24 protein-coding genes are annotated in these 22,217 nt (G+C 70.5%); 8 read left to right on the top strand and 16 right to left on the bottom strand.

What is annotated here, in order from left to right; genetic code table 11:
* Positions 1 to 2: 2 nt before the first annotated feature.
* The 11 genes from IE246_RS22800 to IE246_RS22750 form a co-directional block, all read right to left on the bottom strand.
* Complete coding sequence (locus tag IE246_RS22800; protein WP_189994014.1) at positions 3 to 521, bottom strand: DoxX family protein; 519 nt, start codon at positions 519 to 521, stop codon at positions 3 to 5.
* A complete protein-coding gene (locus IE246_RS22795) occupies positions 518 to 1,297 on the bottom strand; it encodes an HvfC/BufC N-terminal domain-containing protein (RefSeq protein WP_229837445.1) in 780 nt (259 codons plus the stop codon). Before IE246_RS22795 ends, IE246_RS22800 begins: the two co-directional genes overlap by 4 nt.
* Positions 1,290 to 2,189 carry an MNIO family bufferin maturase gene (gene bufB, locus IE246_RS22790; protein WP_189994010.1) on the bottom strand — a complete coding sequence of 300 codons (900 nt, stop codon included), beginning with the start codon at positions 2,187 to 2,189 and terminating at the stop codon, positions 1,290 to 1,292. The genes IE246_RS22795 and bufB overlap by 8 nt, the downstream gene beginning before the upstream one ends.
* A gap of 4 nt (positions 2,190 to 2,193) precedes the next feature.
* Entirely contained in the window at positions 2,194 to 2,490 is a 297-nt protein-coding gene (locus IE246_RS22785) for a BufA1 family periplasmic bufferin-type metallophore (RefSeq protein WP_189994008.1), read from the bottom strand.
* A gap of 159 nt (positions 2,491 to 2,649) precedes the next feature.
* On the bottom strand, positions 2,650 to 3,528 hold the full coding sequence (locus IE246_RS22780) for an ABC transporter ATP-binding protein (protein ID WP_189994006.1): 879 nt from the start codon (positions 3,526 to 3,528) through the stop codon (positions 2,650 to 2,652).
* On the bottom strand, positions 3,528 to 4,274 hold the full coding sequence (locus IE246_RS22775; protein ID WP_189994004.1) for an ABC transporter ATP-binding protein: 747 nt from the start codon (positions 4,272 to 4,274) through the stop codon (positions 3,528 to 3,530). The genes IE246_RS22780 and IE246_RS22775 overlap by 1 nt, the downstream gene beginning before the upstream one ends.
* Positions 4,271 to 5,338: a branched-chain amino acid ABC transporter permease gene (locus IE246_RS22770; RefSeq protein WP_189994001.1), complete on the bottom strand. Its 1,068-nt coding sequence runs from the start codon at positions 5,336 to 5,338 to the stop codon at positions 4,271 to 4,273. The genes IE246_RS22775 and IE246_RS22770 overlap by 4 nt, the downstream gene beginning before the upstream one ends.
* A complete protein-coding gene (locus IE246_RS22765; protein ID WP_189993999.1) occupies positions 5,335 to 6,237 on the bottom strand; it encodes a branched-chain amino acid ABC transporter permease in 903 nt (300 codons plus the stop codon). The genes IE246_RS22770 and IE246_RS22765 overlap by 4 nt, the downstream gene beginning before the upstream one ends.
* Positions 6,238 to 6,381: 144 nt before the next feature.
* Positions 6,382 to 7,632 (bottom strand): amino acid ABC transporter substrate-binding protein, encoded by a 1,251-nt coding sequence (locus IE246_RS22760; protein WP_189993997.1) that lies wholly within the window; start codon positions 7,630 to 7,632, stop codon positions 6,382 to 6,384.
* 205 nt (positions 7,633 to 7,837) lie between these two features.
* Positions 7,838 to 8,677, bottom strand: coding sequence for a nitroreductase family protein (locus tag IE246_RS22755; protein ID WP_189993995.1), 840 nt, complete (start codon positions 8,675 to 8,677; stop codon positions 7,838 to 7,840).
* A gap of 70 nt (positions 8,678 to 8,747) precedes the next feature.
* Complete coding sequence (locus tag IE246_RS22750) at positions 8,748 to 9,452, bottom strand: RraA family protein (RefSeq protein WP_189993992.1); 705 nt, start codon at positions 9,450 to 9,452, stop codon at positions 8,748 to 8,750.
* A gap of 145 nt (positions 9,453 to 9,597) precedes the next feature.
* Between IE246_RS22750 and IE246_RS22745 the strand changes: the two genes are divergently transcribed.
* Positions 9,598 to 10,464: a LysR family transcriptional regulator gene (locus tag IE246_RS22745; RefSeq protein ID WP_229837444.1), complete on the top strand. Its 867-nt coding sequence runs from the start codon at positions 9,598 to 9,600 to the stop codon at positions 10,462 to 10,464.
* A 42-nt stretch (positions 10,465 to 10,506) separates the two neighbouring features.
* Here IE246_RS22745 and yghU read toward each other — a convergent pair whose 3' ends face one another.
* The gene (yghU, locus tag IE246_RS22740; RefSeq protein ID WP_189993990.1) at positions 10,507 to 11,382 is read right to left on the bottom strand and encodes a glutathione-dependent disulfide-bond oxidoreductase; all 876 of its coding nucleotides are present in this window, start codon (positions 11,380 to 11,382) and stop codon (positions 10,507 to 10,509) included.
* Positions 11,383 to 11,566: 184 nt separating this feature from the next.
* Positions 11,567 to 12,790 (bottom strand): tetratricopeptide repeat protein, encoded by a 1,224-nt coding sequence (locus tag IE246_RS22735; RefSeq protein ID WP_189993988.1) that lies wholly within the window; start codon positions 12,788 to 12,790, stop codon positions 11,567 to 11,569.
* A 182-nt stretch (positions 12,791 to 12,972) separates the two neighbouring features.
* Between IE246_RS22735 and IE246_RS22730 the strand changes: the two genes are divergently transcribed.
* The 5 genes from IE246_RS22730 to IE246_RS22710 are packed head-to-tail and all read left to right on the top strand — an operon-like array spanning position 12,973 to position 16,580.
* The gene (locus tag IE246_RS22730; RefSeq protein ID WP_189993986.1) at positions 12,973 to 13,392 is read left to right on the top strand and encodes a nuclear transport factor 2 family protein; all 420 of its coding nucleotides are present in this window, start codon (positions 12,973 to 12,975) and stop codon (positions 13,390 to 13,392) included.
* Positions 13,393 to 13,401: 9 nt separating this feature from the next.
* Entirely contained in the window at positions 13,402 to 14,142 is a 741-nt protein-coding gene (locus tag IE246_RS22725) for a succinate dehydrogenase/fumarate reductase iron-sulfur subunit (RefSeq protein ID WP_189993983.1), read from the top strand.
* Complete coding sequence (locus IE246_RS22720; RefSeq protein WP_189993981.1) at positions 14,139 to 14,474, top strand: succinate dehydrogenase; 336 nt, start codon at positions 14,139 to 14,141, stop codon at positions 14,472 to 14,474. Before IE246_RS22725 ends, IE246_RS22720 begins: the two co-directional genes overlap by 4 nt.
* Entirely contained in the window at positions 14,471 to 14,812 is a 342-nt protein-coding gene (sdhC, locus tag IE246_RS22715) for a succinate dehydrogenase, cytochrome b556 subunit (RefSeq protein WP_229837443.1), read from the top strand. Before IE246_RS22720 ends, sdhC begins: the two co-directional genes overlap by 4 nt.
* A gap of 13 nt (positions 14,813 to 14,825) precedes the next feature.
* A complete protein-coding gene (locus IE246_RS22710; RefSeq protein WP_444545911.1) occupies positions 14,826 to 16,580 on the top strand; it encodes an L-aspartate oxidase in 1,755 nt (584 codons plus the stop codon).
* A gap of 22 nt (positions 16,581 to 16,602) precedes the next feature.
* On the opposite strand, the gene IE246_RS22705 is transcribed toward IE246_RS22710, so the two are convergent.
* The gene (locus IE246_RS22705) at positions 16,603 to 17,517 is read right to left on the bottom strand and encodes a phytanoyl-CoA dioxygenase family protein (protein ID WP_189993977.1); all 915 of its coding nucleotides are present in this window, start codon (positions 17,515 to 17,517) and stop codon (positions 16,603 to 16,605) included.
* Positions 17,518 to 17,718: 201 nt separating this feature from the next.
* Between IE246_RS22705 and IE246_RS22700 the strand changes: the two genes are divergently transcribed.
* The gene (locus tag IE246_RS22700; protein WP_189993974.1) at positions 17,719 to 19,017 is read left to right on the top strand and encodes a DUF3422 family protein; all 1,299 of its coding nucleotides are present in this window, start codon (positions 17,719 to 17,721) and stop codon (positions 19,015 to 19,017) included.
* Between the two features lie 169 nt (positions 19,018 to 19,186).
* On the opposite strand, the gene IE246_RS22695 is transcribed toward IE246_RS22700, so the two are convergent.
* Together IE246_RS22695 and IE246_RS22690 are read right to left on the bottom strand one after the other, a co-directional pair.
* Complete coding sequence (locus IE246_RS22695; protein ID WP_189993972.1) at positions 19,187 to 20,185, bottom strand: Gfo/Idh/MocA family protein; 999 nt, start codon at positions 20,183 to 20,185, stop codon at positions 19,187 to 19,189.
* 152 nt (positions 20,186 to 20,337) lie between these two features.
* Positions 20,338 to 21,336, bottom strand: a complete 999-nt coding sequence (locus IE246_RS22690) for a sugar-binding protein (RefSeq protein ID WP_189993970.1) — start codon at positions 21,334 to 21,336, stop codon at positions 20,338 to 20,340.
* 132 nt (positions 21,337 to 21,468) lie between these two features.
* Here IE246_RS22690 and IE246_RS22685 point away from each other — a divergent pair, with 132 nt between their 5' ends.
* Positions 21,469 to 22,209 carry an ATP-binding cassette domain-containing protein gene (locus IE246_RS22685; protein WP_189993968.1) on the top strand — a complete coding sequence of 247 codons (741 nt, stop codon included), beginning with the start codon at positions 21,469 to 21,471 and terminating at the stop codon, positions 22,207 to 22,209.
* Positions 22,210 to 22,217 lie beyond the last annotated feature (8 nt).

Raw genomic sequence — 22,217 nt, 5'->3', positions numbered from 1 at the left:
GTTCAGGGCCGGCCGCACAGCCGCGACAGCAGCCCCGACCGCAGGACCAGCCGGTCGAGCGAGACCGGCCCACCGCCCCAGGCGACCAGCGCCAGCGCCATCGCCGCCCACGGCAGGTGGAAGTTGGCCCAGCCGTCCGGAATGGTGATCTGGATGATCGCCGTCATCGCCAGCAGCCCCAGGGCCGCGAACCGGGTGCCGAGGCCGAGGACCAGCAGGATCGGCAGCACGATCTCCGCGACTCCCGACAGGAACGCCATCAGCGTCGGCGCCGGATAGGAGACGAGCGCCCCGAACAGGTGCAGCTTGAACTCCTCCTCGAACAGGAACACCGCGCTGTCGGAGAGCTGCAGGAAGCCGTCCCACTTGGTCAGCCCCGAGCGGTAGAACGGCACCGCCAGCGCCAGCCGCAACGCAACCTGCGCGACCGGCGGCGCAACCGTCTCGACCTGGCTGCGCAGGCGGCACGCCCGCGCCATCAGCGACGGGGCGGCAGCCCCGGTATCGGTGGTCTCGGTCATCCTCTTGCCTCTTCCATGTCGCCGATCGCGCCCGCGTCGGCCAGCATCACCAGGGCCGTTCCGGCCTCGAATCCCTCGTCCTCGTCGAGCGCCGCGGCCCCGGCCTCGCCGACGCTCGCGCCAGCCAGCAGGGCGGCCGCGAACGCGCCGGCGGCCGGATCCAGCGCCCGGACCCTGACCTCGCCGGCCGGCCGCGTCACCAGCGCCGTCTCCGGCTGCCACGGGCCGCCGAACGCCGGCTCCGGGTCGTCGCCCTGGTGGACCGCCCAGACCGACCGGATCGGATACCGGCTCGCCACCACCCGGGTCGCCGGATGCGCCGTCACCCGGGCCGCCAGCAACGCCTCGCCGGACCAGCCGGCGACCCGCCGCGCCAGCACCGCCGCCGCCAACGCCGGTCCCTCGGCCGCGTGCCAGGCGGCGGTGCGCGCCGCCTCGAGCGCCGCCACGTCGGCCAGGTAGGGCACCGACGCCGCCGGGGCGAAGCCGGCGATGAAATCCGCGAACCCGGCGCCGTACTCGAACATCATCGGCGAGGACGGTCGGTTCCAGGCCACGAAGACCTGCGCCATCGCCCGGAAGAATTCCTCGCCGACCAGCCGCCCGGTCACCGGGAATCCGGCGGCCAGGGCATCGACCAGCCCGACGGTCACGTTGTTGCGGTACACCGCCAGCCGCCGGCCGAGATCCGCGCCCGGGCGCGCCGTCAGGCCGGCCGGAACCGGACGGCCCGGGTCGACGACCGCCGCCGCGAAGCCCGCCAGCGCCTCAGCCACGATCGGCTCCCGCCCGCCGCGGCCCGCCGACGAACCCGGCCAGGACCGCGTCGGCCGCCTGCGCCTCGGCATGCAGGACCGGCCAGTCCGGAACCGCATTGTCCCACTCGATGAGGGTCGGCACCGGACCGGCCAGGGCCAGCGCGTGGCGGAACAGCGGCCAGACATCGGGCCGCACCGGGCTGCCGTGCGCGTCGATCAGCAGCCGGCCTCCATCGGCCTCGACCTCCTCGTCGTAGCCGGCGAGGTGGATCTCCCCGATGTGCGCGACCGGGAAGGCGTCGAGATAGCCGACCGGGTCGTAGCCGAGGTTGGTGGCCGAGACCCGGACGTTGTTGACGTCGAGCAGCAGGCCGCAGCCGGTCCGCTCGGCCAGCCGGCCGAGGAACTCGGTCTCCGGGATCGTGCTCTCGGCGAACGCCAGGTAGCTCGACGGGTTCTCGACCAGGATCGCCCGGCCGAGCGCGTCCTGGACCTCGTCGACATGCGCCGCCACCCGGTCCAGGGTGGCTTCCGTCAGCGGCACCGGCAGCAGGTCGTTCAGGAACGCCCCGTCATGGCTCGACCACGCCAGGTGCTCGGACACCAGGCCGGGGCGGTAGCGGTCGACCACCGTCCGCAGCCGGGCGAGGTGGGCGCGGTCGAGCGGTCCGGGCCCGCCGATCGACATCCCGACCCCGTGCACCGACAGCGGATAGCGGTCGCGGACCCCCTCCAGCAGCCGGTGCGGCGGGCCGCCGGCCCCCATGTAGTTCTCGGCGTGGACCTCGAAGAAGCCGACATCCGGTCGGCCGCCGAGAACGGCCGCCGCATGCTGCGGCTTCAGGCCGACACCGGCCCGGGCCGGGACAGGGTCCGGCCCGAACCGGTCCGCGATGTCGGCTGCCGCCATCGCCTCAGCCCTTGGGGACGTCCCGTTCCAGCGCGGTCAGCGAGCCCTTGCGGCCGCCCGGCAGCTCCATGCCCTCGCAGGTGCCCTTCGGGACCAGCTTCCAGGCGTTGCCCTGGTAGTCGACCTTGGAGGTGCCGGCGCAGGTGGTGCCCGGCCCGGCGGCGCAGTCGTTCTGGCCGGCGAGCGAGACGCCGTAGCACTTCTCCTTGCCGGCGGCGAGGGCCGGGGCCTGGACCGCGGCGGCGGTCAGTGCGGTCACCAGCGAGCCCAGCAGAACGGCGTTCACGTCACGACGCTTCATCGGTTCCTCCTGTTGGCGTGTCGTTCGACTTCCAAAGATAGCCGGCGACAGGAAGGTTACCGCTCACAGCACCGTCAGCCCGATCACGGGCGTGTCACATCGTCGTGTGTCGCAGCGCGCATGGTCGCATTGGGGCGCGGCCGGCGGGCGCCGAACCCCTCACCCGCCGAGGAACAGCCGCCCGACCTCCGGGTTCTGCAGCAGCTCTTCGCCCCGGCCGGCGAGCGCGGTCTCGCCGGACACCAGCACGTAGCCGATGTCGGCGAACTCCAGCCCCTTCTTGGCGTTCTGCTCGACCATGACGATGGTCTTGCCCTCGCCGCGCTGCAGGTCGTCGAGGATCTCGAACACCATGTCGATGAAACGCGGCTCCAGCCCGATCGACGGCTCGTCGACCAGCAGCACCTCCGGGTCCATGACCAGCGCCCGGCTGATCTCCAGCAGCCGCCGCTCGCCGCCCGACAGCACGCCGGCCGGCTTGTTGCGGCGTTCGGCGAGCCGGTCGTACTTGGCGAACACCTTCTCGGCGGCCTCCCTGGCCTGGTCGACGCTGTCCTTGAGGAACCCGCCCATCAGCAGGTTCTCCTCGACCGTCATGCCCGGGAACACCGACTTGTCCTGCAGGATGTAGGCGACCCCGGCGGCCTTCAGCTTCTGCTGCGGGCTGAGCCGGGTCACGTCGCGGCCGCCGACGGTGACGGTGCCGGAGAAGATGTTGGTGAAGCCGAAGATCGAGTGCAGCACCGTCGACTTGCCGGCGCCGTTCGGGCCGATCAGGCACAGCGACTGGCCCTTGCCGACCCGCAGGTCGAAGTCGTGCAGGATCTCCATCTTGCCGTACCCGGCCCGCAGCGCCTCGATCGACAGGAAGGTCTCGCCCTCGACCATCGCCTGTAGGGCCTCGGCCGTCGGCCTGTCCTGGGCGATGGCCTGGGCCTGCCGGACCACGTCCTCGACCGAGATGACGGTCGAGACGTCGCCGCCGCCGTAGCCCCGGACACCGCGGTCGGCGGCCCCGGTTTGGGTCTGCTCGCTCATCAGTGCGCCCCCAGATAGGCGTCGATCACGCGCTGGTCGTTCTGGATCTCGTCCGGCGACCCGGTCGCCAGCAGCTGGCCGTGCGCCAGGCAGGAGATCTGCTCGGCCAGGTTCATGATCACCCGCATGTTGTGCTCGATGACGAACAAGGTGACCCCGAGCTCCTGGTTGGCCCGTTTCAGCCGGTCGATCAGCCCGTTGATCAGGGTCGGGTTGATGCCGGCGGTCGGCTCGTCGAGCAGCAGCACCTTGGGCTGGTTCATCAACGCCATCGCGAACTCCAGCAGCTTCTGCTGGCCGAAGCTGAGGTCGCCCGAGATCAGCCGTCGCTTGGCGTACAGGCCGACGAACTCCAGCAGCCGCTCGGCCCGGTCGATGATCTCGCCGCGGTCGCGCAGGGCGAACATGCTGCCCAGGCTCTCCTCGCGGTGGCTGACCGAGATCTGCATGTTGTCCAGGCAGTTCATCTTCGAATAGATGCGGGTCTGCTGGAACGTGCGCAGCATGCCGAGCCGGGCGATCTGCGGGACCCGCAGCCGGGATATCTCCCGCCCCTCGAACTTGATCGACCCGGTGTCGATCGGGTGATAGCCGACGATCGAGTTGAACAGCGTGGTCTTGCCCGACCCGTTCGGGCCGATCAGCCCGGTGATCTTGCCGGCCGGCACGTCGATCGAGATGTCGGTGTTGGCATGGACGCCACCATACGCCTTGGAGACGCCGCGGACCTCGATGATGTTGGTCATTCCGCAGCCTCCCGCGCGCCGGCCGGCGTCGCGTCGTCGCCACCCTCGTCGACCTTGAGGCCGAAGGCCGCCGGCCACCTGTCCTGCGCCCATCCCAGGATGCCCTGCTGGAAGTACACGATGTTGACGACGATGATCGCGCCGAGCGCCACCCACTGCCAGTCCAGCAGGTAGGTCCAGGTCAGCTCCTTCACGACGTGGAACAGGATCGCCCCCAGCACCGGTCCCCAGAGCGTTCCCTTGCCGCCCAGCAGCGCCATGGCGACCATGAAGATTCCGAAAGTGGTGGTCGGGAACGCCACCTCCAGCGGCTCGATGAAGCCGATCATGTTGCCGAACACGGCACCGGCGATCCCCATGAAGAACGCCGCGATCGCCCAGGCGATCAGCTTGTAGCGCAGGGTGTGCAGCCCCATCGCCTCGGCCTTGTCCTCGTCGTCGCGGATGGCGTTGAGGGCGAGCCCGAACTGCGTCGAGTACAGCCAGCGCAGGAACAGGTGGGCGACGATCGCCAGCACGAAGAACATGGCGTAGAACGCCAGGCTGGAGGCGCCGGCCTCGCCCGGGAACACCGGCATCGAGATGCCGCCGCCGCCGCCCACGTAGTTCCAGCCGCTGATCAGCTCGGCCATCGCCACCGCGACGCCGAGCGTGCCGATCGCGAAGTACGGCCCGCGCAGGCCGAACACGCACAACCCGACCAGCACCGAGACGATCGCCGCGATCACGCCCGCCAGCCCGAGGCCGAGCGCCAGGCCGGTGAAGTACTGGGCGTCGGTGAACTCGACCTTGATCGCCCCGAACGCCGCCGTGTACTCGCCGACATCGTAGAACAGCGCGATCTGGACGACCGCCGAAGCGTACATGCCGATCCCGAAGAACGCGATGTTGCCGAGCGAGTTGTAGCCGGTCTGGCCGCCCATGACGTCCCAGGTCGAGGCCATCAGGACCATCAGCCACATGATGGCGATCTGGTTGGTGTAGCCGGGGAACAGCAGCGGCCCGACGATGCCGAAGGCGATCAGCCCGGCGTAGATGACTCCGTCCGTCCGGGCGCTCGTCATCGAACCACCTGCCGCACGCGGTAGAGCTGGATCTGCCGGTAGATCAGCACGATCAGCAGCATCGAGACGACCGCCGCGACCGCGAACTCGGCGCCGAGCAGGAACGCCGACATGTTCTCGGCGACCCCGAGCCCGAAGCCGGCCAGGATCACGCCCGGCAGGTTGCCGAGCCCGGCTGCGGTCACGATCACGAACGCCCGGATCGAGTAGACGATCCCGAAATACGGCTGGATCACCCAGATCAGCGACACCAGCACCCCGGCGGCCCCGCAGATCGCGGCGTTCAGCGCATAGGTGAAGGCGTAGACCTGATCGGTGTTGACGCCCAGCACCCGGGCCGCCCGCGGGTCCTGGGCGGTCGCCCGGATCGCCCGGCCCATCCGGCTGTGCCGCATGAACAGCACGATCCCGAGCGCCAGCGCCCCGGCGAGGCCGAGGCTGATCAGCCGGACCCACTGGATCGCGATCAGGCCGTCGGCCATGAAGAACGTGCCGAAGCCGGCCTCGGCGGTCCGCACCTCCGGCCCGAAGATCAGGTTGAGGACCTGGGCGATCAGCAGCGCCAGCCCGAAGGTCGCCAGCAGCGAGGTGAACATGTCGCGGTCGACCACACGGCGGATGACCGCCAGGTAGACCACCCACCCGAACATGAACATCAGGACGAACGCGATCGGCAGCGCCAGGATCGGGTTGATCCCGGACTGCGCCATCAGGTAGGCGATGTAGCCGCCGACGATCACGTAGTCGCCCTGGCACAGGTTCTTCACGTTCATCACGCCCCAGACCAGGGCGAGCCCGTAGGCCACCAGCGCGAAGATCGCGCCGATGAAGACGCCCTGGATCAGCAGATCGGCGGCGAGGGCAGGCGCCGCGATCAGTATCTGGAGGTTGTCGAGCATCGACCTTCCGTTCTCGGCAGGGAATCAGAGGGGCGGCGACGCCGGCGCGCCGTCCAGCGGCCGGCGCCCCCCGTTCCAATGCGCGGCGACGGGAGGACCGCAGGTCCCCCCGCCTTCGCGCTCACGATCTCGGGCACCCGCCGATCAGTAGCTCGGCTTGCGCGGATACCGCACCTCGGAGGACGCCCACTTGGTCGGGGCGACCACCTTGAGCTCGCCGTCCTGGATCTGCCGCAGCACCATCGGCTTGGCGATGTTGTTGCCGGCCTCCGAGAACTTGATGTTGCCGTAGAAGGTCGACATGTCGGTCGCCGCCAGGGCGTCGCGCAGCTTCTCGGTATCGAACGAGTTGGCCCGCTCGAACGCGTCCTTCCAGACCATCACGGCGGCGGTCGCCTGGGCCGCCTGGTACGGCACGTTCTTGTAGCCGTCGTAGGTCTTCTTGAAGAGCGCGTCGTAGTCGGCCGCGGTCCCGAACAGGTCGTCCTTGTAGCTCAGCGTCTCGGACCACTGGGTCGGGCACAGGATGCCCTCGGTGGCGCCGGCGCCGAACTGCGAGATGATCTTCGCCGCCTCGCAGTGGGTCATGGCCACCATCGGCGTCTCGATCCGCAGCTCGGCGATCTGCCGGGCGGCGGTCGCGGCCCCCTTGGAGTGGCCGGACACCACCAGCAGGTCGGGCTTCAGCGCCTTGGTCTTGGTCAGGGTCGCGGTCATGTCGGACAGGTCGCGCGGCAGCTTGTCGTCGATGACGATCTTCATGCCGTACTTCTTGGCGTCGTCGACCACGCCGGCCCGCACGTCGAGCGAGAACGGATCGTTCTCGAACGCCATGGCGATCTTGACGTCGGACGGGTCCTTGCCGTTGCCCTTGGCGATCTCGGCGGCCAGGGCGATCGAGCTGGCGAGGTACTGTTCGGACGTCGACAGCACCGCGAACATGTAGCGGTAGCCCTGGGTGAACAGCGAGCGCGACGCGCCCTCGGCCTCGACCATCGGGATCTTGTACTTCTCGGTGACCGGCGCGATCGCCTTGGTCAGGCCCGAGCTGTACGGGCCGAGCATGTACTTGACGCCGTCCTGGTTGATCAGCCGCTCGGCGAGCTGGGCGCCGCGCGCCGGGGTCGACTCGTCGTCGTAGTAGACGACCTTCAGCTTGTAGGTCTTGCCGTCGACCTTCACGCCGCCGTTCTCGTTGATCATCTTCACGGCCAGCTCGTAGCCGTTCTGGGCGTGGATGCCGTTGGTCGAGTACTTGCCGGTCAGCGAGATCGCCGACCCGAGGATGATGGTGTCGCCGTCGACCTTGGCGCTGGCCGCACTCGCGAAACCGAGAGCCGCGAGGCCGGCGACCGCCGACGTCAGGACACGCGCGTCCTTGCGCGAAAAGAACATGAGAGCCTCCCTTCCCTTTGTTCCCTGTATCCGCCCGCACCGATCACCGGCAGGGCGGACGACGCCGCGTTTGCTGCGGTCTTGTCGGACAAGACGGTAGGTAATCCATCCGCCGAAGGGAAGGGATTTTTCCGATCTCCCCGTGTTGCAGCGCAATACTCGCGAGCTCGTGAGAGTCGCCGCATCGTCGCCGCAGTGTTGCGAATCAATCGAGGTCGAATCCTTTGGAGGTCAGGAACCGCGCGAGCTGCTTTCGCTGCGGCACGGCATACTGACGAGCCTTGTCTTCCGACCAGCCGTAGAACTCGGCGACTCCATATTCCTTGGTCATGCGCTGCTTTTCCGGCGGAGTGCTGAAGCGGGCGTCGCGCCGGCGGTCGTAGGCCTCGACCTCGGCCAGCAGGTCGCCGTCGTCGTAGCGGTCGGTGTGCACCGTCACCGACGGCGGCAGGCGCAGGCTGATCCAGCCCTCGGCGCGCGGCCAGCCGAGCCCCATGCCGGCCAGCGGGAACACGTGGTCCGGCAGGCCGAGCAGGTCCGCGACCTCCTCGATGCGGTCGCGGATCACGCTGATCGGGCAGCAGCCGAGGCCGACCGCCTCGGCCGCGCGGATGAAGGTCGCGAGCACGATGCCGGCGTCGACCGCGCAGTTCAGGAACGCGTCGAGATGGCCGTTCGGGTATGGCTTGCCGCGGGCCTGCGCGACCCGCCGGATGCGCCGGCTGTCGCCGCAGAACACCAGCAGCGACGGTGCCCCCGGTACCCAGTCCTGGCTGGCCACCAGCTCGTTCAGCCGGGCCCGGACCGCCGGATCCTTCACCACCACCACCGAGCACTGCTGCAGGTCGGATTTGGCCGGGGCGGAGAACGCCGCCGCCAGCACCACCCGCAGCAGCTCGTCCGGCACCGGGTCCGGTTTGTAGCGGCGGTGGCTGCGGTGCCGCAGGATCGCCGCCAGCTCGCCCGCCGCCGGCATGTCCCGGCCGTCCTCGGTGGGCAGGCCGAAGCGGTCCTCGATCAGGTCGGCAATCGTCTTTTCGGTCATCGGCTCCTCCGTTGTCGCCGACAATCCTGTCCGAAGCCCCCGGCCGATACCAGCCGCCGTTGCCGGCCGCTCAGACCTCTCCCGCCGCCTCGATGTCCTTGAGGTGCTGGCGGAACCCGTAGCCCGGCTCGCGCCCGCGCCGCTCCAGGTAGTCGCCGAAGCGGACCAGCCGGCGATAGGGCCGGCCGTCGCGCATCGCCCGGAGCTGGCGCGCCTCGGTCTCGCGATAGGCCGTGGCGGCCGTCACGATCTCGGACAGCCGGTCGACCGGCAGGAAGATCACGCCGTTGGCGTCGGCCACGACGACGTCCTCCCCCGAGACCGCGTGACCGCCGACGCCGGCCCGCACGAACATGTCGGCCGGCCGGCTGTGCAGGCGCTGCGGCCCGGTCGGCAGGGCGCCGAGGCTGAACACCGGGAAGCCGATCTCCATGAGTTCCGCGGCGTCGCGGTGCAGTCCCCAGATCACCATCCCGGCGATCCCGGCGTCGCGGACCTCCAGCGCCACGATGTCGCCGATGCACGCCTCGTCGGTCCGGCCGCCGTTGTCGACCACCATGACCTCCCCCGGGGCGGCGTGCTCGAGCGCCTCGAAATAGACGTCGATGCTGCCGACATGGCGCACCGGGCGCACCCGTCCGGCACACCGCATCGCCGCCGTCAGCGGCCGCAACGCCGACGGTCCGCACCGGACGGGTACGCCGCTGCGCAGGCAGCCATCGGCCAGATGCGGGGTGGTGAGGTCGTCCAGTTGCCGAATGAGGGTCTCTTCCAAGGTCGTTTCCTCCGGGCGGGGGCCAGCGGCCGGCGCAGCGGCGGCGGGATCGCCCCCGTCGCGGCCGGTGCAGGGTCACGCTAGCGCCCGAACATATTTTCGAATAACGAATATGTTTGAACTGATGATCCTGGAATTCGGAACGATGGCCACGAACTTCGACATGGATGCGCTGCGCACGATGGTCGCCGGCACCGAGCTCGGCAGCTTCGCCCGCGCGGCGGTCCAGCTCGGCCGGTCGCAGTCGGCCGTCAGCATGCAGATCCGGAAGCTGGAGGAGCAGGCCGGCCGGCCGCTGTTCGCCCGCAGCGGCCGGCACCTGGTCCCGACCGAGGCCGGCGACGCGCTGCTGGCCTATGCCCGCCGGATCATCGCCCTGAACGACGAGGCGGCGGTCTCGATCGGCGCGACCGCCGCCGCCGCAAGCGTCCGGATGGGGCTGCCGCAGGACTTGTTCGAGGACGTCATGCCGGATGCCCTCGACCGGTTCGCACGGGTCCGGCCCGGGGTGCACGTGGAGGTGCGGGCCGGCCGCAACCAAGTCCTGGAGGCCGAGGTCCGGGCCGGCCGGATCGATGTCGCGATGGCGTTCTTCCCGGCAGGCTCGGACGGGCACGGGACGCTGATCGCGTCCCTGCCGATGGTGTGGCTGGCGCCGCAGGCGGCTCAGGACGTCGCGGCGGCGACTCCGCTGCCGCTGATCCTGTTCGACCATCCGTGCCTGTTCCGCCAGGGCGCGCTCAAGGCGCTGGACCGGGCCGGGCACCGGTGGCGGCTGGCGTTGACGACCCCGAGCCTGCCCGGGGTGTGGGCAGCGCTGCGGCTGCGGCACGGCGTGACCGTCCGGACCCGCCATCGGGTGCCGCCGGACATCGTCGAGGTCGATCCCTCGGCCGGCCTGCCCGACCTGCCGAGGATCGAGCTGCGCCTGCTGACGGCCGACCGCATCCACCCGGCGGCGGCCGACCTGCGGGAGATCGTCGAGGCCTGCGCCCGCCGCCGGCTGGCATAGCCCCGGCCGGTTCAGCGCCCGCGGAACCGGCCGGGATGCCGGCTATTCCGCGGCCTGCAGCTTGTCGGCGGTGCGGGTGTCGAAGTCGCCGGCGTCGTGGCGTTCGTGCAGCTGGTCCTCCAGCGGGCCCGAGAACCGGTTGACCTTGCGGCCGCGCTGCACCGCCGGCCGGGCCAGGATCTCCTCGGCCCAGCGCACGACGTTCGCGTAGGACTTCACGTCCAGGAACTCGGCGGCGTTGTACAGCGCCCCCAGCACCAGGTTGCCGTACCACGGCCACACCGCCATGTCGGCGACCGTGTACTCGTCGCCGGCGAGATACCGGCTCTCCGCCAGCCGCCGGTCGAGCACGTCGAGCTGGCGCTTGGTCTCCATGGTGAAGCGGTCGATCGGGTACTGCATCTTCGACGGCGCGTAGGCGTAGAAGTGGCCGAAGCCGCCGCCGAGATAGGGCGCGGAGCCCATCTGCCAGAACAGCCAGGACAGGCATTCGGCCCGCTCGGCCGGCGCGGTCGGCAGGAACGCGCCGAACTTCTCGGCCAGGTACACCAGGATCGCACCGGACTCGAAGACCCGGATCGGCTTGGCGCCCGACCGGTCCACCAGGGCCGGGATCTTCGAGTTCGGGTTGACCGCGACGAAGCCGCTGCCGAACTGCTCGCCCTCGCCGATCTTGATCGGCCACGCGTCGTACTCGGCGCCGGCGTGCCCGAGGGCCAGCAGCTCCTCGAGCATGATCGTGACCTTCTGGCCGTTCGGCGTGCCGAGCGAGTACAGCTGCATCGGGTGCCTGCCGACCGGCAGGTCCTTGTCGTGGGTCGGCCCGGCGATCGGGCGGTTGATGTTGGCGAAACGGCCGCCGCTCGGGGCCTTCCATTCCCAGACCTTCGGCGGCGTGTACTCGGTATCGGTCGTCATCGGAGCCTTCCTGTTCCTGTTCGCACACCGGCGAACGACGCCGGTTGAACCCGGCTAATCGAGGTTGTGGGGATGCCCGCGTTTTCAACGCTGCGATTGGCGCCCGGATCGGGACGGTCGCGTTCCGAATCGGCACCGCCGGCCGGGCGCGGCGGCCCGGCCGGCCAGATCCGCGACCGCGGCCTCAGAGTTCCTCGACCATGCCCAGACGACGCTCCAGCGGCACCTGGCCCTTCTCGGTCAGCCAGAAGTACAGCAGCGCCATCTCCGGGAAGTTCTCGAAGTGGATCGAGTTCTGCCGCGCCATGTCGAACTTCTCGGCGGCCTCGGCCGGGCGGCCGGCCTTGCGCAGCATGCGGGCCCAGTAGACGTACACTTCGGACGACTTCGGATTCAGAGCGACCGCGTTCCGGAAACTCTCCCCGGCCGCGCGGTAGTCGCCCATCTCGGTCTCGGCCACGCCCTTGATGGTATAGCCGCTCGCCCGCAGGACCGGGTCCGTGGTGACCGGCCACATCTTCGGGTGGATGACCTTCTCCGCCAGCCTGATGGCCTCCTGGTAGTGATCCTCGTGCACCTCCAGGAACGCCAGGTTCAGAAACCCGACCGGCTGGTTGGGATCGGAAGCGATCGCCCGGCTGAAGTCCTGCCGCGCCAGGATTTGGTTCTGCTCCAACAGCGCGACGATGCCGCGCAGATTCTCCAGCAACGCCCGGTGCTTGTGAACGATCGCCCCCGGTTGCGCGGCGATGGCCTCGTCGATCAGCTTGCGCGCCGGCGCCAGGTCCTCGCCCGCCTCGGCCCGTTCGTTGACCCTGTAGAGCAGCGCCAGATAGGGCTCGAGCTTGAGCACCGCCTCGAACGCGGCGTCCTTGATGAGCTCGTCGACGTCCTCGTCGGCGGTTCGGCCCTCGACCGTCACGTAGAAATAGCCGGTCTGCGGATCGTAGCCGGTCAGCACCAGCTTCAGGTCGGCCTCTTCGCCGACGACGTGCTCGGACACGCCGCCATTCGACGACTGCACCACCTGGACCCGCTGCTTCTGGTCCTCGGCGATGATGCTGGCGACCATCTTCGGCGGTATGAAGCCCATCAGTCCCTGCAGCGCGACCAGCGCGCTCTCCAGTCCGGCCGCCTTGGCCAGCGCCGCGGACACCGGCACGGTCTTGCTGGACTGGATCTTCGGTGCGGCCACCAGGGACGGCGTGGAGGTGATCTTCTTGGCCTCCGCAACGAAGATGCCATCGACCACTTCCGGCTCGTAGCCCTCCTCCTTGACGCCCTCGGAGACCGTCGTCTCCAGGTACATGGTGTTGGCGTTGATGTAAGTGTCGGCCGCCACCAGCCCGAGGGTCCCAAGGGCCGTGTAGAACGCCGTGTAGAGCGCCGCCAGCGTCGCCGGATCCATTGCCCGTTCCCTTCCTTCGCGGCCCAAATCCTTGCGACCCATTGTATTCGCCAAGACGGCCGGCGAAAACGGGCTTGCGTGCCCCCGGCTGTATGCGGCAGTTCACCGCCGCCTCCCGTTGCACGCTCCCGCCGCCCGGGTCCATACTCCGGCCAACAATCAGAACCGAAAGGGAGGCCGTGATGTCGACCGCCTACGCCGAACTGGCCGCCGCCATGCAGCTGTATTTCGACGGCTTCTACGAGGGCGACGTCGGGACCCTGAAGCGGGTGTTCCACCCGTGCTGCCACCTGATCTCCGGCACCGGCGGCACGCTGGCCGACGAGGACATGGAGGCGGTCTATGCGCGCATCGCGGCGCGCACCAACCCGGCCCGGACCGGCCAGGCGCGCTACGACCGGATCTTGTCGATCCACCTGTCCGGCCCGGAGACCGCGCTGGTGACCTGCCGGATCGGGATCGAGCCGAAGCTGTTCACCGACTACCTGAACTTCGTGAAGCTGGACGGCCGCTGGCAGATCGTCTCCAAGGTATACAGCTGGGTCCTGATCGAGGACGCCGCGGGCGCCCTGCCCGCCGCAACCGCCCAGGCCGCCGAGTAGCGCCCCTCCATGACCGCCGCCCGGGACGAACGGGAGCGGCTGTCGGTCGAGGTCTGGCGCGGGCGCGACGAGGGCCGGTTCGAGACCTTCGCGGTGCCGCACCGCGCCAACCAGACCGTGCTCGACGTCGTGACCTGGATCCAGCGCCACGCCGCGCCGGCGCTGGCCTATCGCTTCGCCTGCCGGGTCGGGGTGTGCGGATCGTGCGCGATGACCGTCAACGGCCGGCCGCGCTGGACCTGCCGCACCCATGTCTCGAAGGTCGCCGGCGCCGACCGCCGGCTGCGGATCGAGCCGCTGCGCAACCTGCCCCGGATCAAGGACCTGGCGGTCGACCTGACGCCGTTCTTCGAGAAGTGGCAGCGCGCCCAGGGCCGGTTCACGCCGACCCGCAACCGGGCCGATCCGCTCGCCCCGGTCAGCCCGGAGAGCCCGGCCCGCAAGGCCGCCGACGCCGGCATCGAGTGCATCAACTGCGCGGTCTGCCATGCCGCCTGCGACGTGGTCGGCTGGGACCCGGACTACCTCGGCCCGGCCGCCCTGAACCGGGCCTGGACCCTGGTCAACGACGAGCGCGACGGCGACCGCCGCGGCGTGCTGCAGGCGGCTGCTGCCGGCGGCGGGTGCCACTCCTGCCACACCCACGGCAGCTGCGTCGAGCACTGCCCGGTCGGCCTGAACCCGACCGCCGGGATCGCCGGCCTCAAGCGCCGGTCGCTGCTCGACCTGGTCGGAAGCGGACTGCCTTGAGCCCGGCCCGGCTGTACCTGCTGCAGCGGGCGACCGCGCTGATCCTCGCACCCCTGGTGCTGGTGCATCTCGGGCTGATCCTGATCGCGGTCGAGGGCGGGCTGACCGCCGCCGAGATCCTCGGCCGGACCCGCGGCAGCGTCGGCTGGGCGGCGTTCTACGGGCTGTTCGTGCTGGCCGCCGCGATCCACGCGCCGATCGGGCTGCGCAACGTGATCCACGAGCACACTTCCTGGCGCGGCCGGTCTCTGGGGTTCGCCACGATCGCGCTCGGGCTGCTGCTGGCCGGACTCGGCGCCCGCGCGGTGATCGCCGTGGTGGCGGTGCCGTGATCCGGCCGTCGCGCAACCACCCCGGCTTCTGGGCGTTCGTGGCGCACCGGGTCTCGGGCGTGGCGCTGGCGCTGTTCCTGCCGCTGCACTTCCTGGCCCTCGGCCTGGCGCTGGAGTCCGATGCCGCCCTCGACCGGTTCCTCAGCGCGGCCGACAACCCGGTCTTCAAGATCGCCGAATGGGGGCTGGTGGTGCTGCTGACCGTGCATCTGTGCGCCGGCCTCAGGGTGATGGCGCTGGAGTTCCTGCCGTGGCGCGACAGCCGCAAGGGGCTGATCGGTCTGGGTGCCGTCACCGCCGTGGCGGTCGGCGCGATCTTCCTCCTGCGAGTGGGCTGAGCCGATGGAGCAATTGGACACCGACATCCTGATCCTCGGTGCCGGCGGCGCCGGGCTGTTCGCGGCGCTGCACGCCCTGCAGGCGAACCCCGAGCTCGACGTCACGGTCGCGGTCAAGGGGCTGATGGGCAAGTGCGGCTGCACCCGCATGGTGCAGGGCGGCTACAACGTCGCGCTCGACCCGCGCGACAGCCTCGAGCGGCACTTCATGGACACCATCGTCGGCGGCAAGTGGCTGCCGCGCCAGGACCTGGCGTGGCGGCTGGTCGAGGGCGCGGTCGAGCGGGTGCGCGAACTGGAGAACGAGCTCGGCTGCTTCTTCGACCGCAACCCGGACGGCTCGCTGCACCAGAAGGCGTTCGCCGGCCAGTCCTTCGACCGCACCGTCCACAAGGGCGACCTGACCGGCATCGAGATCATCAACCGGCTGATGGAGCAGGTCTGGGCCCGCAACGTGCGGCGGCTGGAGGAGCACCGGGCGATCGCCCTGGTGCCGGCGGCCGACGGCTCCGGCCTCGCCGGCGCGCTGCTGATCGACATGCGGACCGGCGGCTACCGGCTGGTGCGGGCCAGGGCGACCCTGCTGGCGACCGGCGGCGGCCCGACCATGTACCTGTACCACACGCCGTCCGGCGACAAGGCGTGCGACGGCATGGCGATGGCGCTGCGCCTCGGGCTGCCGCTGCGCGACATGGAGATGGTGCAGTTCCACCCGACCGGGCTGCTGGCCGGCACCGACACGAGGATGACCGGCACCGTGCTCGAGGAGGGGCTGCGCGGCGCCGGCGGCTGGCTGCTGAACGGCGACGGCAGGCGCTTCATGACCGACTACGACCGGGCCGGCGAGCGCGCCACCCGCGACGTCGTCAGCCGCGCCATCTACGCCGAGATGCGGGCCGGGCGCACCACGCCGATGGGCGGGGCGTGGATCGAGATGAGGCACCTCGGGCCGGAGAGCGTGGCCAAGCGCTTCAAGGGCATGGTCGAACGCTGCCGCGACTGCGGCTTCGACCTGGCCGGCGGCCGGGTCGAGGTGGTGCCGACCGCCCACTACATGATGGGCGGCGTCGAGTTCGAAATCGACACCTCGACCGCCATCCCCGGGCTGTTCGCCGCCGGCGAGGATTGCGGCGGGGTGCACGGCGCCAACCGGCTGGGCGGCAACGGGGTCGCCAACTCCACGGTGTTCGGCGGCATCGCCGGCGAGACCATGGCGGCGTTCGTCGGCCGCGACGCCCCGCGGCGCAACACCCCCTTGCGCGATCCCGACAGGGCCGCCGTCGACGCCGCCGTCGCCCGCGCCGAGGCGCCGTTCGCCCTGGTCGCCGGCGACCTCGGCGCCCTGCGCGAGCGGCTGTGGAAGCTGATGTGGGACGAGGTCGGGATCCTGCGCACCGACGCCGGCCTGCGCCGCGGCCTCGCCGGCCTCGCCGAGCTGCGCGCCGAGCTGCACCGCACCGGCCTGGCCGACGGCGACCGCGCCTTCAACCTGACCTGGCACGACTGGCTGAACCTGGAGAGCCAGATCGCGATCTCCGAGGTGATCGCCACCGCCGCCCTGGCCCGCCGGGACAGCCGCGGCGCCCACTTCCGCGAGGACTTCCCGGAGACCGGCGACCTGGAGACCACCGCCTACACAAGGGTGACCCTGGGCGGCGACGGCGCGCCGGCGCTGGCGATGGTGCCGGTCGAGTTCTCGGTGGTGAAGCCGGGCGAGAGCCTGATCGACGGCGACGTCGGCGCCCCGCCGGCGAGTGCCGCGGAGTAGCGGGTCGTCGCGCCTCCCGTGGTCACGGATCCAGATGCCGCAGGTCGGACGGCGTCGGGTATTCCGGGTGCACGGCCTGGCGGACCCCGTAGTGCGCCGGAACCGGCGGCTCCCACAGCGCCATGATGTGCTCCGCCTCCTCGGCCGGGCTCGCGAGGTCGGCGATCTCCGGGCAGTCCACCCCGACGCGATCCTCCGGCGCGCAGCGCTGCAGGACCATCGCCATCCAGCGTTCCCGCAGGCGCACCCACGCCTCGCTGTACGTGCCCTCCCGGCGGATCGCCGCAGCGGGGCGGTACTCGACGTAGATCGTGCGGCGCGGCCCGGGCGTGCGCTTCGGTGCCGAGCTGTGCAGGATCATCATGTCCTGGACCAGGATGTCGCCGGCCTTCGCCGGGGCCTCGACCACGCCCGGCGGGTTCCAGCCATGCGCCTCTTCCAGGGCGTTGATGTCGAGCAGTTCGTGCTGGGTTCCGGGGACATAGCGCAGGCAGCCGTCGCCGGCATCGGAATCGTCCAGGTAGATCCCGACGTTGAGGTAGGGGTGGGTCCGGGGGTGCACCGCGCCCTGGTGCCAGATGATGTGCGGGTAGGGGTAAGGGTGCTTGTAGACGATGTCGACGACCAGCGGCACCGTGCCGGGGCCGGAGCACTGCCGGGCGATCGCCATCAGCGCCGGGCAGGCGAGCAGCTCCAGCACCATCTCCGGCTCGCGCTCCAGGATGTCGTCGATGCGGTAGGCCCGGGCGTCGCCGCGTATGTCGATGACCGCCGCCTTGGCAGGCTGCCCGCCGGCCCTGTACTCGGCCACCACTTCGGCCTCGAACCGGTCCGCCAGGGCCTGCCAGCGGGCCAGCAGCTCCGGCGAGAGCGCATCGGCCAGACGGAAGTAGCCGGCATCGTTCAGCTGGTCGATCTGGGCCTGCGCGATCTCCACCACACCCTCCCCTGGCACACCCGGTCATCTCTGGAACCATGCCGGGCACTGACGGTCAAGGCCCCGGAGCGACCGGTCCCGCCGGCCCCGCCCGCATCGCCGGCGCACCCGGCCAGACCGCGCGGTTTTCCGCGACGTTACGCCCTCTGGCTGCAGGCCGGTGCGACGGGCACACTGCGCAGTCGACCGGGCGGGTGAGGCATGAAGTTCCATTCCGAGCGCGAGGCGCTGACCCTCGAACTGCACGACCGGCCGTTCCGGCCGATGACGGCGCCGCTGCGGGTCTCGCAGCTGGCGATCGCCACCGGCGAGCGCGGCGGCGAGCGCGATCACGCCCAGTTCGCCGCACTGTGCCGGCGCTACGGCAAGGCCGAGCCGGCCGCCGGCGCCAAGCACTTCACCGTCGACCTCGGCCCGTTCACCGTGAAGTGGGAGCGCCACACCGAGTTCTCGACCTACACCCTGCTGCGCGAGGAGCCGGTCGACCAGCCGTTCGACGAGACCGTGTTCGACCTGGTGCCGTCGGACTGGAAGGACGGGCTGTACGGCGAGGTCATGGTGGCCCTGCACCTGACCGTCACCGTCGACGCCGAGGAACCGGTGGATGGCAACCGGCTGTCGCGCTGGTTCGCCGGCAACCCGGTGTTCGGCTCGGCGCTGGCCGCCGGCTCGGCCCAGCTGTACGGCGACCTGCGGACCCACGACGACGGCTTCGAGCGGCTGCTGCTGCGCACGTCCGGGCCGGAACCGGTGCTGCTCGGCCAGCTGGTGCAGCGCATCCTGGAGCTGTTCACCTATGCCCGCTTCGCCATGCTGTCGCTACCGATCGCCCGGGCCGCCAGCCCGCGGCTGGAAGGCATCGAGCGCGGGCTGGCCGAGGTCGCCGAGACCCTGGCGGCGGCCGGCCGGCTGGAGAGCGACGAGGCGCTGCTGGAACGGCTGTCGGGGCTGTCGGCCGAGCTCGAGGACGTGGTCGCCGCCTCGAACTACCGCTACGGCGCCAGCACCGCCTATGCCGAGATCGTCGAGAACCGGCTGCGCGACCTGCAGCCGGTGGCGGCCGAGGGCTACATCAACCTGGTCGGCTACCTGATGCGGCGGCTGACGCCGGCGATGCGGACCTGCCTCTCGGTCGCCGCCCGCCAGGAGGCGCTGTCGCGCCGCGCCAACCGGCTGTCCAGCCTGCTGCGCACCGGCATCGAGGTCCGCCTGGAGGCGCAGAACCGCGACCTGCTGGAATCCATGAACCGCCGCTCGGCCCAGGCGCTGGCCCTGCAGCGCACGGTCGAGGGGCTGTCGGTGGTGGCGGTCAGCTACTACGCGATCGGGCTGGTGAAGATCGTGCTCGAGGGGCTATCGAAGGCCGGCAGGCTGGGCGACCTCAGCCCGACCGTCGGCGCGGCGCTGGCGCTGCCGCTGGTGGTCGCGGCGATCTGGCTCGGCCTGCGCCGCCTGACGCACCGGGTGCTGGAGAAGCCGCGGCCGGACGGCGGCGACTGAGCGCAGCAGCCTGGAACCGGGCCTGGGTCCCGGATCGTCCCGCGAGCGGGCCGTCCGGGATGAGGGTGTTTGCGAGGTCCCCCCTTCCTCCCCTCATCCCGGCCGCAGCGGCGCAGCCGCGGAGAGCCGGGACCCACACCAGCCGGCCGCAACCCGAAACCCACCTTCCTCAAGGCGCCTCCCACCGGCCGCTCTTCTCCGACCGGAACAGGGCGTCGAGGATCCGCATGTTGAGGATCGAGTCCTCGATGCCCCAGGGCAGCGTCTCCTCGCCACGGATCGCCCGGCCGAACGCCTCGGCCTGCAGGGTGTACTGGTCGCAGGGCGGAATCGTCTCGGCGACCGCGCCGGAGCCGTCGACCGCGCTGCCGTCGTCGAGCAGGAGCCGGGTCGCCTCGCCCTGCGGCGCGTTGACCGGCACGACGATCTCCAGCCGGGCGTCGGTGCCGAGCACCTGGAACCGCTGGAACCGCGCCGCCTGGGTCGACACCGCGAAGGTCAGGTGCCGGCCGCCGCCGAAATCCATGATCGCGCTGCTGAGCCGGTCGGTCCCGAACACCGGGTCGCGATCGATCAGCGCGATCACCCGGACCGGATCGGCCTCCAGCAGGGTACGAGCACCGACCATCGCGTAGCAGCCGATGTCCATCAGCGCGCCGCCGCCGGTTTCCAGCCGGTTGCGGATGTTGTCCGGGTCGGGGTTGTTGTAGGCGAACAGCATCTGCAGCGCCCGCACCTCGCCGAGCCGACCGGAGCGCACGATCTCGCGGGCCCGGATCCACTGCGGGTGGAAGCGCACCATGAACGCCTCCATGACCAGCCGGTCCGGCGGGCAGGCGCGCAGGGCCCGGGCGTCCTCGGCGTCCATCGCCATCGGCTTCTCGCACAGCACGTGCTTGCCGGCCCGGGCCGCCCGCAGGGTCCAGGCGACGTGCAGGTTGTTAGGCAGCGGGTTGTAGACCGCCTCGATCTCGGGATCGGCCAGCAGCTCCTCGTAGGAGCCGTAGGCCTTCGGGATGCCGAGCCGGGCGGCCGCCGCCTCCGCCTTCCCGAGCTCGCGCGAGGCGATCGCCGCCACCTCGACGTTCGACCCCTTCAGCATCCCGGGGATCACGCGCTCCAGGCCGATCTTCGCGGCCCCCAGGATTCCCCACTTCACCGGCGCCATGCTCGAACTCCCGTGTGCTGTCAAAGAAATGCGGGCGCCACGGCACCACGGCCATGGAACGCCCGCAAGGCAGGGCAGGTCCGCCCGGGTCGGCGGGCCCGTCAGGGATCGGTCAGTCGGTCACGTCCTCCGGTCGTCGTTCCCCAGGGGCGTCACTTCTTCAGGCAGGTGTCGGCGGTCTCGGCGGTGCAGGTGTCGAGCCCGGTGTAGACGGTCGGCGCAACCGTCTTGCCGCCGACCAGGTCGTTCATGACGAACATCGCCCGGTAGCCCATCTCGAACGGCCGCTGGCCGACCTGGACGTGGCTGCGGCCCTCCTTCAGCGCCTGGATCTGCGGCGGCAGGGTGTCGGCGACCATCATCGCCAGCTTGCCGCTCTTGATCCGGTCGAGATACTGGTCGGTGAGCTGGGCATAGGCCTGCGGCGCGAACTGCGGCCAGCCGCCCTCGGCGATGAAGGCGTCGAGGTCCGGGTTGGCGGTCAGGACGTCGGCCATCATCTGCACGCCGAGCGCGGCATCGTCGTTGGTGTACAGCGGGCAGCCGGCGATCTCGGTCCAGCCGCCTTCGCCGTTCAGCCGCTCGATGCCCTTCTTGCCGGACAGCGTGTCGCGCGAGCCCTGGGCCCGCTGGTTGATGTTGTCGGCCGCCGGCCCGCCCATGATCAGGCACAGCGTGCCGCCGCCGGGCTTGGCCTTCTTGAGCTGCTCGGCCAGCGCCACGCCCAGCTCGTAGTTGTCGGTGCCGACATAGGACGTCCGGACGTCGGCGTCCTTGGCCAGCACGTCGGCGTCGATCGTGATCACCGGGATCCCGGGCTTGCGCCGCTTCAGCAGGTTGGCGACCGCCGGTGCGTTCGACGGCGAGATCGCGATCGCGTCGACCCCCTTGGAGAGCAGGTCGTCGATGATCCGCAGCTGGTCCGCCTCGGTATGGCTGGACGGGCCGATGTACAGGCACTCGGCCCCGTCGATCTCCTTCGCGGCCTTCTGACAGCCGTCGCGGACCAGGTCGAAGAACGGGTTGTCCATCGCCTTGACCACGACCGCGTAGGTCTTTTCGGCCGCCCTCGCCGTCCCGCTCCCGAGCGGCAGCAGGACGCCGGCCGCCAGGGCAGCGCCAAGCGCCACAGCGCCAACGGATTTCCGCATGGCTTCCTCCCAGATAGGCTTTTTGATCATATGACCCTATCATGCTATGCATAGGATGCCGAATCTTATGATTGTATACATATAATTACTCGGCTCTCATATGGTGAATTCGACCGCGGGAGGAACCTCGCCATGTCGGTTCTGGAGCTGCAGGGCATCTCCAAGAGCTTCGGCGCCATCCGGGCCCTGTCGGAGGTGTCGCTGACGGTGCGGCCGGGCGAGGTGATCGGCCTGATGGGCGACAACGGCGCCGGCAAGTCGACCCTGGTGAAGATCATCGGCGGCAACTTCGCGCCGTCTGCCGGCAGCATCCGGATCGCCGACCGCACCGTGCAGTTCGCGCGGCCGGTCGAGGCGCGCGAGGCCGGCATCGAGGTCGTCTATCAGGACCTCGCGCTATGCGACAACCTGACGGCCGCCGCCAACGTGTTCCTTGGCCGCGAGCCGACCCGCGGGGTCGGGCCGTTCCGGGTGCTGGACTACGGCGCCATGTACCGGCGGGCCGCCGAGCTGTTCGCCGAGCTGAAGTCGGAAACCCGGCCGCGCGACCTGGTGCGCTCGATGTCGGGCGGCCAGCGCCAGGCGGTCGCGATCGCCCGCGCCCGGCTGTCGGACTCCCGGCTGGTGCTGATGGACGAGCCGACGGCGGCGATCAGCGTGCGCCAGGTGGCCGAGGTGCTGGACCTGATCCGCCGGCTGCGCGACCGCGGGGTGGCGGTGATCCTGGTCAGCCACCGCATGCCCGACGTGTTCGGGGTCGCCGACCGCGTGGTGGTGCTGCGGCGCGGCCGGCTGGTCGCCGACCGGCCGGCCGGCGACAGCTCGCCGGAGGAGGTCACCGGCCTGATCACCGGTGCCATCGAAGCGGTATGAAGCGGTAT

Origin of the sequence: Thalassobaculum fulvum (genome assembly GCF_014652915.1) — a bacterium.
Lineage (GTDB): Bacteria > Pseudomonadota > Alphaproteobacteria > Thalassobaculales > Thalassobaculaceae > Thalassobaculum_A > Thalassobaculum_A fulvum.
The sequence above is the reverse complement of the archived record's forward strand: the minus strand, read 5'-3'. Positions and strand labels throughout refer to the sequence as shown.